This window comes from Candidatus Fonsibacter ubiquis, assembly GCF_002688585.1.
Lineage (GTDB): Bacteria > Pseudomonadota > Alphaproteobacteria > Pelagibacterales > Pelagibacteraceae > Fontibacterium > Fontibacterium commune.
The window spans coordinates 1,125,795-1,140,234 of record NZ_CP024034.1; the positions used below are offsets into that span (position 1 = coordinate 1,125,795).

15 protein-coding genes are annotated in these 14,440 nt (G+C 28.4%); 13 read left to right on the forward strand and 2 right to left on the reverse strand.

All coding sequences use genetic code 11. From position 1 onward, the window contains the following. The first annotated feature begins 62 nt into the window (after positions 1 to 62). The 4 genes from rph to CR143_RS06170 are packed head-to-tail and all read left to right on the forward strand — an operon-like array spanning position 63 to position 2,830. Positions 63 to 779: a ribonuclease PH gene (gene rph / locus CR143_RS06155; protein WP_099340948.1), complete on the forward strand. Its 717-nt coding sequence runs from the start codon at positions 63 to 65 to the stop codon at positions 777 to 779. After that, the gene (gene rdgB / locus CR143_RS06160) at positions 769 to 1,386 is read left to right on the forward strand and encodes an RdgB/HAM1 family non-canonical purine NTP pyrophosphatase (protein WP_099340949.1); all 618 of its coding nucleotides are present in this window, start codon (positions 769 to 771) and stop codon (positions 1,384 to 1,386) included. Before rph ends, rdgB begins: the two co-directional genes overlap by 11 nt. Positions 1,387 to 1,388: 2 nt before the next feature. Continuing rightward, positions 1,389 to 2,243: a 16S rRNA (cytidine(1402)-2'-O)-methyltransferase gene (gene rsmI / locus CR143_RS06165; RefSeq protein ID WP_099340950.1), complete on the forward strand. Its 855-nt coding sequence runs from the start codon at positions 1,389 to 1,391 to the stop codon at positions 2,241 to 2,243. Beyond that, complete coding sequence (locus CR143_RS06170; protein WP_099340951.1) at positions 2,243 to 2,830, forward strand: BON domain-containing protein; 588 nt, start codon at positions 2,243 to 2,245, stop codon at positions 2,828 to 2,830. Before rsmI ends, CR143_RS06170 begins: the two co-directional genes overlap by 1 nt. On the opposite strand, the gene CR143_RS06430 is transcribed toward CR143_RS06170, so the two are convergent. Beyond that, complete coding sequence (locus CR143_RS06430; RefSeq protein ID WP_099340952.1) at positions 2,827 to 5,094, reverse strand: NADP-dependent malic enzyme; 2,268 nt, start codon at positions 5,092 to 5,094, stop codon at positions 2,827 to 2,829. The genes CR143_RS06170 and CR143_RS06430 overlap by 4 nt on opposite strands. Before the next feature lie 99 nt (positions 5,095 to 5,193). On the opposite strand from CR143_RS06430, the gene murJ reads away from it, so the two are divergent. The 5 genes from murJ to CR143_RS06200 all read left to right on the forward strand — a co-directional run bounded on the left by murJ (position 5,194) and on the right by CR143_RS06200 (position 9,956). Further along, complete coding sequence (gene murJ, locus CR143_RS06180; protein ID WP_099340953.1) at positions 5,194 to 6,708, forward strand: murein biosynthesis integral membrane protein MurJ; 1,515 nt, start codon at positions 5,194 to 5,196, stop codon at positions 6,706 to 6,708. Positions 6,709 to 6,715: 7 nt separating this feature from the next. Beyond that, positions 6,716 to 7,723: a tryptophan--tRNA ligase gene (trpS, locus tag CR143_RS06185; RefSeq protein ID WP_099340954.1), complete on the forward strand. Its 1,008-nt coding sequence runs from the start codon at positions 6,716 to 6,718 to the stop codon at positions 7,721 to 7,723. Next, a complete protein-coding gene (locus tag CR143_RS06190) occupies positions 7,723 to 8,181 on the forward strand; it encodes a universal stress protein (protein WP_099340955.1) in 459 nt (152 codons plus the stop codon). The genes trpS and CR143_RS06190 overlap by 1 nt, the downstream gene beginning before the upstream one ends. Before the next feature lie 72 nt (positions 8,182 to 8,253). After that, positions 8,254 to 8,793 (forward strand): NifU family protein, encoded by a 540-nt coding sequence (locus CR143_RS06195; RefSeq protein WP_099340956.1) that lies wholly within the window; start codon positions 8,254 to 8,256, stop codon positions 8,791 to 8,793. An 11-nt stretch (positions 8,794 to 8,804) separates the two neighbouring features. Further along, positions 8,805 to 9,956 (forward strand): glucosaminidase domain-containing protein, encoded by a 1,152-nt coding sequence (locus CR143_RS06200; RefSeq protein ID WP_099340957.1) that lies wholly within the window; start codon positions 8,805 to 8,807, stop codon positions 9,954 to 9,956. Here the strand turns inward: CR143_RS06200 and CR143_RS06205 are convergent. After that, a complete protein-coding gene (locus tag CR143_RS06205) occupies positions 9,953 to 11,005 on the reverse strand; it encodes a polysaccharide deacetylase family protein (protein ID WP_099340958.1) in 1,053 nt (350 codons plus the stop codon). The genes CR143_RS06200 and CR143_RS06205 overlap by 4 nt on opposite strands. Here CR143_RS06205 and CR143_RS06210 point away from each other — a divergent pair. The 4 genes from CR143_RS06210 (at position 10,992) to ybeY (ending at position 14,437) form a co-directional block, all read left to right on the forward strand. Next, entirely contained in the window at positions 10,992 to 11,552 is a 561-nt protein-coding gene (locus CR143_RS06210) for a hypothetical protein (RefSeq protein ID WP_099340959.1), read from the forward strand. The two genes, CR143_RS06205 and CR143_RS06210, sit on opposite strands and share 14 nt — an antisense overlap. Positions 11,553 to 11,620: 68 nt before the next feature. After that, a complete protein-coding gene (miaB, locus tag CR143_RS06215; RefSeq protein ID WP_099340960.1) occupies positions 11,621 to 12,958 on the forward strand; it encodes a tRNA (N6-isopentenyl adenosine(37)-C2)-methylthiotransferase MiaB in 1,338 nt (445 codons plus the stop codon). After that, entirely contained in the window at positions 12,958 to 13,983 is a 1,026-nt protein-coding gene (locus CR143_RS06220) for a PhoH family protein (RefSeq protein WP_099340961.1), read from the forward strand. The genes miaB and CR143_RS06220 overlap by 1 nt, the downstream gene beginning before the upstream one ends. Beyond that, positions 13,970 to 14,437: an rRNA maturation RNase YbeY gene (ybeY, locus tag CR143_RS06225; protein ID WP_204524601.1), complete on the forward strand. Its 468-nt coding sequence runs from the start codon at positions 13,970 to 13,972 to the stop codon at positions 14,435 to 14,437. Before CR143_RS06220 ends, ybeY begins: the two co-directional genes overlap by 14 nt. Positions 14,438 to 14,440 lie beyond the last annotated feature (3 nt).

Genomic DNA, 14,440 nt, shown 5'->3' on the forward strand with positions numbered 1-14,440 from the left:
AGCAATACTTTATAATTTTTTTGTCATATATAGGTACTATATTTTGAATTTCTAGCTTTATTATGAGAAAAGATAACAGAGACAATCTTAGTTTGAGAAAAATTGAGATAATTCCAAATTTTATTAAAAATTCTGAAGGTTCTTGCCTTGTAAGATTTGGCGAAACCCAAGTGGTTTGTACCGCTTCAGTGGATACAAAAGTTCCAAGATGGCTTGTTGGTTCTGGAAAAGGGTGGGTTACAGCAGAATATGGAATGTTGCCAAGATCAACCCATGAGAGGATGAGAAGGGAAGCAGCAGTTGGCAAAATTGGGGGTAGAACATCTGAAATTCAAAGATTAATTGGACGGTCGTTAAGAGCAGTTGTTAATTTAGGATTGTTAAATGAAAAATTAATTACCATTGATTGTGATGTTTTAACTGCAGATGGTGGAACAAGAACAGCTGCTATCACGGGTGGTTTTGTTGCATTAAAATTATGTATTGATCACTTGCTTAGACAAAAGGACATTAAAACAAATCCAATACAGCAATATATTGCAGCTATAAGCTGCGGAATAGTAGATAGTAAAATTCTATTAGATTTAAATTATGAAGAGGATAGTAAGGCAGAAATTGATGCAAATTTTGTTATAACAGAAAATATGCAGCTTGTTGAAATTCAGGCAACAGGAGAGAGAAAAACATTTTCAGATGAAGATTTAAATGAAATGCTGAGAATTTCAAAAAATGGAATTAAAGAAATAATACAACAGCAAAAGTCTTGTTTTGGAAAATAAGTTAAGTAGTTTAAAAAATATTAAATCTTTGTTGATAGCAACCAACAACAAAGGAAAACTCTTAGAAATAAAAAAATTATTACCAAAGCATATTACTTTTTATAGTCCCAAAGATTTTAATCTTTTGGAACCAATTGAGAATGCAAAAACATTTGAAGGAAATGCAGTAATAAAAGCAAAATATTGTGCACAAAAATCTAAATTAGTATCTTTATCTGATGATTCTGGACTTGAAATCTCAAGTTTAAGTGGAGAACCTGGAGTGTACTCAGCCCGTTGGGCAGGCAAAAATAAAAATTTTAAAATAGCTATTAAAAAAGTTTATATAAAAATAAAGAAAAAAAACAATTTAAAGAAATTAAACGCTGCTCGGTTTTATTGTTCCCTAGCTATCGCTTTTCCAAATGGAAATTATAAAACTTTTAGTGGGACTGTTAGTGGCAAAATTTCAACTAGACCTAGGGGAAATAACGGATTTGGTTATGATCCTATATTTATTCCAAAGGGATATAAAAAAACTTTTGGGGAGATGAAGGCTGATTTTAAAGATAAAATCAGTCATCGTTATAAAGCATTTAGTAAAATAAAAAAATATTTTAAATATTAATTATGGAAAATATTAAGTTTATTGATCAGAATTTAGAAAAGGGTCTTTACTTGGTCTCAACGCCTATTGGAAATTTAGCTGATATTACCATTCGTGCGTTAAATATTTTAAAAAAATCAGACATTATTTTATGTGAAGACAAAAGAGTTTCAAAAAAATTATTAGATTATTATGATATTAAAGTTCAATTATTTTCATATCATAAATTTAATGAAAAAGAGTCTGTTGAAAAAATATTAGAAATTTTTAAAAAAAATAAAATAGTATCACTTATTAGTGATGCAGGCACTCCTTTAATATCTGATCCTGGAAAAATATTAATTAACGAGATTGAAAAAAATAATATAAAAATTATTTCAATTCCTGGACCATCCGCTGTCACTGCCGCTTTTAGTTTGGCAGGTTATAGTGATGATTATTATTTTTATGGATTCTTACCTAAAAAATTGGGAGAGAGAAAAAAAGTCTATGAACAATTTTCAAATTTAGAAAGTTCTATAATTATTTTCTTGCCAGCCAGAGATTTAGTTTCAATTATTAAAGAAATGAAAGAATTTCTTGGGGATAGGCAGATTACAATTGCTAAAGAAATTACAAAAATTCATGAAAATATTATAAAAGGAAACTTGGATAATATTTTAGATAAAATTAAAACTGTTGTTCTAAAAGGTGAGGTGACAATAGTATTGTCATCTGAGGCGAATAAAAATAAAGATCAAAATATTGATATTAATAAAGAAATTTTAGATTTATCAAAAAAAATGAAAACTGCAGATCTTGCTAAATATTTAGCTAAAAAATTTAAATTTTCTAAAAAAGAAATTTATCAAAAAATTTTAATTTTCAATAAAAAATAATGAAATTTTTAAAAGTCATTTTTATATCTCTATTTTTAACTTCTTGTATTGGAAATTTAACATCAACTGTTTTTGGAATTGGCGTTAATATAAATTTAGATCCACGTTCACCCGGATTATATTTAGATGACAAGTTAGCAGAGACTTTAATTATGAAAAAAATAATTCAAAATAACTACAAACAAATTTTCCTAAACGTAAAAGTTATTGATGGGACAGCTTTATTAAGTGGTCGAGTTGAAAATGCTGAAGATAAATTAAAACTTACAAAATTTGCTTGGGAAACTGCAGGAATTAAAGCAGTGAGAAACGATATTGTGATCGCAGATGAGACTTCTTTTAAACAAAGAGCAAAAGATATTTTAATATCATCACAACTTAGTGCTGCTTTACTAATTAATAAAAAAATTAATTCTCGAAATTATAATTTAGAGACAATTAATGGAAAAATTTATATTTATGGAATGGCGAGAACTACAGCTGAAATGGAAGAGGTTATTAAAGAAGCTAAATTAATTCCGGATGTTGTAGAAGTTGTTCCAAGCATTATTCTTGCTGATAATTTATCTAGAAAAAATTATCTTTAATTTTTCTTATAATTAATAACGTCCGATGAAAAAGCAGCGATGGCTGCCATATTGAAAATATCAGAAACTTTTGATCTTAACGTTGCAATCTCAATTGGTTTATTTAACCCAATCAATAATGGACCAATCAATGTGCAGCCGCCAAGCTCTTTAAGTAACTTTGTAGAAATTGCAGCACTATGAATTGCTGGCATAATTAGAATGTTTGCTGGAGCTGATAATTTTGAAAATGGATAAATAGTTTTAAATTTTTGATTTAAAGCTACATCTGGTTGCATTTCACCTTCAAACTCAAAATCAACTTTTCTATTTTCTAATATATCTCTTGCTTCTCTTAAGTGAATGCTTCTTTCAGACATGGGTTTTCCAAATGTTGAATGGGCCAAAAATGCAATTCTTGGTGTAAAGCCTAAAATTTTTGCAACTCGAGCAGATGAGATTGCTATATCTGCTAAATTTTCTGCAGTTGGATATTCATGAACATTGGTGTCTGCAATAAAAACAGTTCCTTTTTTTGTAACAGCAATGGTGAGACCAAAAATAATTTCACCAGGTCTTTCATCAACCACATATTTAATATTTTCTAAAGTATCGCTAAAAGTTCTTGTCACACCCGTGACCATTGCATCTGCATCACCAAGATCAACCATGCAAGATCCAAAAACAATCCTATTAGTTCTAATTAGTCGGTCGCAATCTCTTTTTAAAAAACCTTTTCTTTGTAATCTTTTATAAATATGATTGGTATATCTTTCTCTTTGTTTTTCATCTTTAGAATTGTGAATTTCAATGGATTTATCTAAGGTTAATCCAAGATCCTTAAGTTGTTGTGCAATTTTTTCTGAACTACCAATTAAAACTGGTGTACCTAAACCATTATTTTTAAAATCAATTGCAGCTCTTAACATAGACTCTTCTTCACCTTCAGCAAAAATAACTCTTTTTTGTTTTTTTCTAACTTGGGCATAGATATTTTGTAAAAAACCAACGGAAGGATCTAATCTTGCAGCAAGACTATCCTTATAAGCTGAGAAATCTTCAATCTTTTTTTGAGCAACGCCACTCTTCATAGCAGCTTCAGCAACTGCTGCAGAGACATTTCTAATTAATCTTGGATCAAAGGGAGATGGAATAATATAATTTTTTCCAAATTTTGGTCGTTCACCACCATATGCCGCAACCACTTCATCCGGAACATCCTCTTTTGCAAGATCTGCTATGGCTTTTGCAGCTGCAATTTTCATCTCTTCATTAATTGTTTTTGCTCTACAATCTAGGGCTCCTCTAAAGATGTAAGGAAAACCTAAAACATTATTTACTTGGTTTGGATAATCAGATCTTCCGGTTGCAATAATTGCATCACTTCTTGTTTGTTCGATTAATTCAGGAAGAATTTCAGGATCTGGATTTGCGCAGGCAAAAATAATTGGATCTTTTGCCATGGATTTTACCATAGCTGGAGTTACTACATTTTTTGCAGATAAACCTAAAAATATATCCGCTCCTTTCATAGCCTCTTCTAAAGTTCTAAGTTTTGTATCTACGGCATGGGTTGATTTAAATTGATCTACTTTAGGTCGGCCTTTGTAGATAACTCCATCTCTATCTAGCATGACCACATTTTCATCAGGTAGGCCCATTGCCTTTAACAATGAAATACATGAAATGCCTGCAGCGCCTGCACCATTTGCAACAATTCTTACTTTTTTTATTGATTTTTTTACAATTTCTAATGCATTTAAAATTCCAGCTACTGTAATAATCGCAGTTCCATGCTGGTCATCGTGAAATACTGGAATTTTTAATTTATTTTTTAATTCTTGTTCAATAATAAAACAGTCTGGAGATGCAATGTCTTCTAAGTTAATACCTCCAAAACTATTTCCAATTTTTGCAATACAGTTAATAATTTCATCTGCATTTTGTGAATCAACTTCGATATCAATTGAATCAATATCAGCAAATCTTTTAAATAAAACAGCTTTTCCCTCCATTACTGGTTTTGAAGCAAGGGCACCTAAATTTCCAAGCCCTAGAATTGCAGATCCATTTGATATTACTGCAACAGTATTTCCTTTACTGGTGTAGTCGTAAGCTTTAGATGGATCTTTTGCGATTGCCTCAACGGGCACGGCAACACCTGGAGAATAGGCAAGTGCTAAGTCTCTTTGGGTAGACATTGGTTTACTTGCGATAATTTCAATTTTTCCAGGCTTGCCCTGACTATGATAATCTAGGGCTTCTTTTTCTGTAAACTTTTCCATAATATTGTTTTTAACAAAAATAAAACTGTAAGAAGAAGTTATTTTTCTTATATAAGTTCTTAGATTTTAAATTAAAACAAAGTTGAAACTAAATATCAAATGAATATTTTAAAGAATATCTCTTATTTTGGTTTTTCGACTTTTTTAAGTAGAATTCTTGGTTATTTGAGAGATACGTTAATTGCAGTCTTTCTTGGAACCTCTGCTGTTGCAGATGCCCTCTTTGTTGCTTTTAGAATACCAAACACGTTTAGATCTTTATTTGCAGAGGGATCTTTTAATTCTGCATTTATTCCAGCTTATGCAAAGAAAAAGGGAGGTAAAAAAAATTATTTTGCAAACCAAATATTAAATTTATTAGTAATTTTTATTCTTTTTATAATTTTTATTATCGAAATTTTTGCAGTAGAATTTTTATTTCTAATTTCACCTGGCTTTAAAGATATTGATGGAAAATTTGATCTTGCAGTAGACCTTAGTAGAATTACATTTCCTTTTTTACTGTTTATATCTATTTCATCTTTTTTATCTGCGATTTTAAATTCTAATGGAAAATTTTTAATCACTGCTGCAGCACCTATTATATTAAATATTTTATTAATATTATCCTTAGTTCTTTTTCATGATTCTCACATAGAAATAGCCTACGCTTCATCCTATGCCTTAACTCTTGCCGGAATTATTCAGGTTATTTTTTTATTTTTTTTTGCAAAAAAATATTTCAAACTTAACTTTAGTTTTATTATTAATATTAATAAACAAGTTAAATCTTTTTTTTGTAAACTATTACCCAGTGTTTTTGCCTCAGGGGTAAACCAAATAAACATATTAATAGGAACTATTATTGCTTCATTTGAAAGCGGAGCAGTCTCTTATTTATATTATGCAGATAGAATTTATCAGCTTCCCTTAGCTTTAACCGGTATTGCGATTGCAACAGTTATTTTACCAAGTTTATCAAAAGAAGTTTTCAGATCTAAGTTAACAAAGGTAAATTTTATACAAAATCGTTCTTTAGAATTATGTTTATTTTTGTCACTACCCGCGACAATTGGAATTTTCCTTGCTGCAAAACAAATTATATCTGCTTTATATGGCTATGGTTTTTTTGACAGTGAAAGCGTTGTTAATACCTCATCGGCTTTATTATTATTTGGAATTGGACTACCTGCATTTGCTTTAATTAAAATATATTCTAGCTTTTATTTTGCACGTGGTAATACCAAGTTTCCATTTTACTTGTCTTTATTTTCAGTAATTCTTAACGTTTCAATTAGTCTTACATTATTTAAAAATTATGGTTTTTTAATTATTCCATTAGCAACAAGTATTTCAGCTTGGCTAACGGTTTTAGTTTATCAATTTAATCTTATCAAATCTGGAAACCATTCCTTTGATAAATTATTTATAATAAGATTTATAAAATCAATTCTCTGTACCGCACTTATGGGGCTAATTCTTTCATTCTTATTAAATTTTTTTTCAATTGAATTAGAATCAAAGTCAGCAATAAAAGCTATTATTTTAATATCTGTAGTTTTATTCTCGGCTTTTGTGTACTTTTTAACTGCCTATTTTTTAAAAGCATTTCGTATTAAAGATTTAAAAGTTTAAATTTTAAATGATTAAAAATAGAATTTTGTCAGGAGTCCAGCCAACAGGAAACCTCCATCTTGGTAACTATTTAGGAGCTATTAAAAATTTTGTAAAATTACAAAGGGATTACGAGTGTTATTTTATGTTGGCTGATCTTCACTCAATTACTGTATTTCAAGACCCAAAACAATTAAGGGAAAACATAATCGAAACTGCAGCTGTTTTTCTTGCCTGCGGATTAGATCCAAAAAAAAATGTTATTTTTTGTCAGTCGAGTGTCACTGGGCATTCAGAATTAGCCTGGATATTTAATTGTGTTGCACGAATTGGTTGGCTGAACCGAATGACTCAATTTAAGGAAAAAGCAGGGTCGAATAAAGAAAAAGCAAGCGTTGGTCTTTATTCTTATCCAACTTTAATGGCAGCAGATATTTTACTTTATAAAGCAACTCATGTGCCCGTGGGTGAAGATCAAAAGCAACATCTTGAATTGTGTAGAGATATTGCAATGAAATTTAATAACGATTTTAATTGTAAAGATTTTTTTACATTACCGGAGCCAATTATTACAAAAGAAGTTGCAAGAATTATGAGTTTAAAAGATGGAACTAAAAAAATGAGCAAATCTGATGAGGCAGAGGCTTCAAGAATTAATTTAACAGATTCTGCAGATGATATTGTGCAAAAAATTAAAAAAGCAAAAACTGATAATGATTTAATTCCTGACACAGAATTTAAATTAGTAGACCGACCAGAGGCTAGAAATTTAATTAATATCTTTTCAATCTTGAATGGTAGTACAATTGAAAAAACATTAAAGGAATTAAGTGGTAAAAATTTTTCTGAATTAAAAAATAAACTTAGTGATGTTTTAATTAAAGAAATTGTTCCAATTGGAAAAAAGATAAAAGAATTTAAAAAAGATACAGAAGCAATAAAAAGAATATTAAAAATTGGTAGCGAGAAAGCAAACATTGAGTCTCAAAAAACTATAAAAGAAGTACATAAAATTATTGGATTATCTTTAAGTTAATGAGAAAAAATTACTTAGTTATTATTGACGAGAGTGATGAGTTAAAGAATGCAATTTATTTTGCGGCAAAAAGATCAGCAGTTAATAATGCTGATCTTATAATGCTTTATGTTGTTAGACCTGCTGTTAATACTGAATGGGCATCTGTTGGCAATCTTATTGAACAAGAAGAAACAAGTGAGGGAAAGAAAATTAGTAGACTTTGGTCTGCTGTGGTTGAGGAAAAATTTAAGATTAAACCGAAGATTATTATTAAAATGGGAGATAAAGTGGATGAAATAATTAAATTCCTCAAAGAGGATAAGACTATTCGATCCCTTGTGTTAGCCTCTTCTATTGAAAATGATAACCCGGGTCCTATTATTAAATCTTTATCAAAAAAGATGAATGATTTACCCGTGCCTTTAGTGATAATTCCAGGTCTTATCTCCGAAAAAGAACTTGATAATTTAATATAAGTTATTGAATTTTATATCTTTTTTTAAATAGTAATTACTTTAACAACAAATCATACTAACTAAATATACACTATGAATATTGATGTGCAGCAGACCCCAAATCCGGACACAATAAAGTTTGTGCTTAGTTTAGAGTTGGTACAAAATGGTTCTATGGAGTTTAAAAACTCCGCAGAAGCTAATGAGTATCCATTTGTTCAAAAAATATTTCAACTTGGGGCAGAATTAGTCTTTTTTGGCAATAATTTTATATCTGTTAAAAAAAATAGCGGAACTCAGTGGAATGAAATTTCAGAAAAGATTCAAGATATTATAAAAAATGATTTTCCAAAAGATTTTAAAGCTATCATAGTAAAAAAAGAAACAAGTAATAACAAAGATGAAATTTTTAAAAGAATTGAAGAGGTGCTGGAGCTTAAAATAAGACCAGCGGTTGCCATGGACGGAGGGAATATCAGTTTAAGATCTTTTGTTGATGGTGTGGCCGAGGTAGAATTGCAAGGAAGTTGTGCTGGCTGCCCCTCATCTACATTAACATTAAAACAAGGCGTTGAACGCATGCTTGTTCATTATGTGCCTGAGGTAAAAAGCGTAAGAGCTGTAAGTCTATAATCTAAATTAATATGATTAATATTATTTTAAATAAAAAAATTATTAATTTTTATAAAAAAATAAAAGAAGCAATTTTAGAAAATGGTGTTTCAAGATACATTATAGAGACAATTGCACCCACTTTTAAATTTTTATCTTTTATTTTAAAAAATCTAAATAAAATTTATTTTTTCATGATTGAAAAAATTAATCTAAAAAAATTATTGCCTTATACTATTATTGTTTCTTTGGTTATTTTCACAGCATTTGTTCCGGAAATATTTAAATCGTCAGCAGGAAAGAAAAAAATTATTAATAGTCAAACCGACATGTATTCTACTAACGATCCATCGATTGATCAGATGTTAAAGAAAAGTTTTTTAACAAATGACTCAAAAAAATTAGGTTTAGATTTTCAGCAGGTTATAAGCATTATTAATTTGTTTGAAAAAAGTGGCTATAATCTAGAAAAGGTTAGAGAGGGAGAGCCTGTCGCTAATTTTTTCTTAGCAAAATTTCCACAGGGGATAAGTGAATTAGATAGCATTGAACAAAGGAAAAGAATTTTTATACAAATATTATTACCAATCGTCCTATCTGAAAATGAAAAGATTATTACAGATAGAAGAAAATTAGTTACGATTATTAATAGAAAAAGTTTTAAAAAAGACGCTGACTGGTTAAATGAAAAGTTTCAGCAATATAAAGTTAAAAATAATAACCCTAAGGAATTATTACTTAAAATGGATATAATTCCCCCTTCACTTGCCATAGCGCAAGCAGCTTATGAAAGTGGTTGGGGCACTTCACGTTTTGCAATAGAGGGGAATGCTTTATTTGGACAATGGAGTTGGAAGGAAAATAATGGGATGATTCCGGAAGATAGGGGCGAGGATGAAAAACATGAAATCTCAAAATTTAATCAAATTAGATATGCAGTTAGCGCTTATAAAAATAATTTAAATACCCACCCTTTTTATGAGGAATTTCGAAAAGAAAGAGCAAGGCAAAGAGCAGGTCGATTAAGTGGATCAATATCTGGAATGAAATTAATTGAACACGTTCATAAATATTCCATAAGGGGAAATGATTACGTTCTTGGCTTAAAAAAAATTATTGAACAAAATGCACTACAAGATTTTGATAAAGCAAATTTATTAGTTAAAAAATCAGGATCAATTTAATTACCATCAATCACAAATTGAAATCCTAACCATCTAAATTGTTTATCATTATCTAGTAGAGAGCAATTAATTCTACCTGTTCTTTCTTTAAATTTTTTATCTAAATTAATTCGAAGCCAATTTTTTTCAATAAAGGTTATTTTTTTCTTACTCCATTCACCACCATCATTAGCAAAACAATTAATTTTTTCTAAGTTAATCATCTCTTTAAAAAATTCTATTTCAATTTTTGGAGGATTATCTGATTTGCTAATGAATTTATTTTCAGGTTTAAAGGATTTAAATGGAAAAGGTTTTGTATTTAATAACGTTAAAAATCTCTCTGCTTTTCCATAGCTTTCATTAACTGGATAACGTGGAAGTTCAAACAAATCTTTTGATTTGTCAATTACGCCAGAGTGTTGTCCAAAGGCTAATTCATAATTAAATTCTTTTACAATTTTTTTAAAAGCAGAACTATATTCTCCAAAGGGATAAGAGAAATACTTTGGTCTAAAATTTAATTCTCTAAGATAATCTTTATGTGATTTTTCTAAATCCTCTTTTATTTCACTTTCAGATTTGTTTATTAAATATTCATGGGAAAAACTATGGCCTCCTATGACACCAATTTTAGAATTATGTATTTCCCTAATTTGGTCCCATGTCATGTAGTTTGGATTATTAGCATTAACCTCTCTAGTATTAAAAAAAAGAATGAATGGTATTTTTTTTTCTTTTAATACTTTCCACCCATTTTCATAAAAAGATCTATAGGCATCATCAACAGTAATTAAAATTTTCTTATTTTCATAATTTTTATTCTCTATAAGAATTTTTCTTAATTCATCAATGGAGATAAATTCGAGATTATTTTGTTTAATGATTTCGAGCTGCAAATTAAACTCTTTCATTCTGACGTTAGTTGATGGATATTTATTTTCCTCGAAACGATGATACATTAATCCAATAATTCCTTTTTCATTTTGATATTCTTGAGCACTTATTTGAGAAAGATTAGCAATTATTAAAAAAGTAATTAAAGTAATTTTTTTTATGAATGAAACCATAAATTCAAGTTTTTGTTCAATCGATTTTACACTCGGAAGTTTAATACTAATTGTAAAGGAAAACAATTCTGACTTTGTTTTAGTTAAGGATAAATTCTCAAATAGTGAAAATTTTATAACTACTTTTTTAGATTTTTTTAAAAAGAACAATTTAAAACTAGAAAATTTAAATTTTTTTATGGTTAATTTAGGCCCTGGTGGTTTTGTCGGGCTTAGAAATATTTTAGCTTCAATTAAAAGTATTTCTTTAATTAACAAAACCAAAGTATTAGGATTTAATAATTTTCAAATTTTAAAAACTACAATAATTAATTTAACTTATGAAAAAATTGCCTTAGAGGTAAATAATAGATTTTATATTAAAGATTTAAAAAATTGCGATGAATTTTATTCAAATTTTACAGTGCAAAACTCTTTAGAGGAAAACAGTTCTAATATTGTCAAATTTTCAAAATTGCCCAAATATACATCAAAGAATCTTCAATATATTTTGGATAATAAACTTTTTATTGATAGTAAAATATTCCCAATTTATGAAAATATTTAACAAATATATTTCATTTCTTTGTTTTTTTTTATACCCTTAAGAGATCTAATATTTTGAGATTACAATAATTGTTAAAAAAATTTTATATAAAAACTTTTGGTTGTCAGATGAATGAATATGATTCTGACAAAATATCTGACTTAATGCAGTCTGTTAATTTTGTAAGATCTGAAACATTAGAGGATGTTGATTGTATAATATTTAATACTTGCCACATAAGAGAAAAAGCAACAGAAAAAGTTTATTCCGATATTGGAAAAATTAAAAAACTAAATCGCTCCAAAAAAAAACCTATTTTTGTATTAGCAGGATGTATAGCGCAAGCACAGGGAGAGGAAATTTTTAAGAGAACTAATTATGTTGATATTGTTGTAGGTCCACAATCTTATCACCGATTACCAGAGCAGATTAAAAATTTTGCAGAAAGAAAAGAAAATTTTTCTGATACTAATTTTGAGTTAATAGAAAAATTTGACACGTTAGATAATTTAAAATCTTCAAGAAAATCTAAAACGTCTGAATTTTTAACAATTCAAGAAGGTTGTGATAAATTTTGTTCTTTCTGTGTGGTTCCTTACACAAGAGGCGCTGAATTTTCTAGGTCTTTTAATAGCATTATTAATGAGGCAAAAAAATTATCCGATAACGGAGTTAGAGAAATTGTTTTGCTCGGACAAAATGTTAGTGCTTATAAATTTATTGATGGAAATAAAACTTATAAACTTGCAAATCTTATAGATGAAATTTCTAAAATTAATTCAATTTATCGAATTCGTTTTACCACTTCTCATCCAAATGACATGGATCAAGAATTGATCGAGGCCTTTAAATATCAAAAAAAATTAATGCCGCAATTACATCTGCCTATTCAATCAGGTTCAAATAAAATTTTAAAATTAATGAATAGAAAACATACTAGAGAATATTATTTGGATTTAATTGCTAGATTTAAAGAAGCAAATTCAGAAATTAAATTTTCCAGTGACTTTATAATTGGTTTTCCAGGAGAGGAAGAACAGGATTTTCAAGATACGCTTGATATTATTAACAAGGTAAACTTTATTAACTCCTATTCATTTATTTATAGTCAAAGACCAGGCACCCCAGCTGTTGATCGAGATCAAATATTACTAGATATATGTAAAGATCGATTGATGAAGTTGCAGACTTTATTAGGGGATATTCAGATAAACAATAGCAAAAAGTTAATTGGAAAAAAAGTTGAGGTATTAGTTGAAAATAAAACTAAAACTGTAGGTCAATTTTTTGGTAGAAGTAAATTTATGCATTCTATTTTCTTTAATTCTGAAAATTCTAACCCAGGAGATTTAGTTGATATCGAAATTACTTCCTACAATAGTAAAAATCTATTTGGAATCTTACAAAAAGAAGAAGTGCTTGTTTAATGAATATATCTAAAGTCTCAAGTTCACAAATAGAGATTATTGAAAAAAATAATGATTATCTAAGTTTTTATATAAAAAATAATTTAGTTCTAAGTAAAATTATTGGTGAATTTGATTCCAATCTCAAAGAAATTGAAAATATTACAAATACAAAAATAAATTTAAGAGGAAATTTAATGATCGTAAGAGGTGATCTAAATAATAGACAATCAGTTGTTCAAATTATGGACAATCTTATAGCAAAATTTGTAAACACTAATAGCATCGAAAAAGAAGATATAAAAACTATCTTTGATGTAACCAAGATGAATAGAGCTGAGGAAAATCCTAATTCAATCTATGGAGATAATGATGCTATTAAGACTGCTAAAAAAATTATTCTACCAAGATCAGAAAAACAAAAAATTTATGTAGATGCATTAAAAAATCATAAAATTGTAATGGCTTTAGGACCCGCTGGAACTGGAAAAACATTCTTAGCGGTTGCAGTAGCGGTTACTTTTTTATTAGAAGATAAAGTTAAAAAAATAATATTATCAAGGCCCGCGGTAGAAGCTGGAGAAAATTTAGGTTTTTTACCAGGTGATATGAAAGATAAAATTGATCCTTATCTTATTCCTCTTTATGATTCTCTTTATGAACTTTTGGGTTATGAAAAAATTCAAAGAAAAATAGAAGAGGGTATAATAGAAATTGCCCCCTTGGCCTTCATGAGAGGAAGAACACTTAAAGACTCATTTGTAATATTAGATGAAGCTCAGAATGCAACTTTCACACAAATAAAAATGTTTTTAACGCGACTTGGAAACAATTCAACAATGGTAATCAATGGAGATCCATCGCAAGTAGATTTGGCAAAATCAAAAGAGTCCGGGCTTTATGAGACAACTAAAATTCTTAAAGACATTAAAGAAATTAAAACTATAAACTTTGATCATAACGATGTAATGCGACATCCGTTAGTTTCTAAAATCGTTAAGGCTTACGATGATTATAAAAAAAAAGAGCCAAATGGTAAAAGTTAATTTAGTTGTTGATCATAAAAAATGGAAATTTAGATATCTTAAATTAAATTTATTTCTTACAAAAATTATTAAAAAAATTTTATTATCTATTTTTTCATCTCATAAAACTAATTTTGAAATATCCATCCTTCTAACAGGATCAAAAAATATGAAGAATCTCAATAAAAAATTTAGAAAAATTAATAAAGATACTGATATTTTGTCATTCCCAGCTGAAGAAAAAGATTTTTTTGATAGGGACCTTAAGTCAAAAAAAAAAGTATATCTTGGAGATATAGCTTTAAGTTATCAATACATTGAGGCTATTACTAAAAAACAGAAAACAAGTTTTGATGATTATTTTAAAAAGATGTTAGTCCATGGGCTTTTACATTTAATTGGCTATGAACATAATTCATTTAAAAATTATAAAAAAATGAGTTTGCTAGAAAAAAAAATCATTAGAAATATTTAAAAC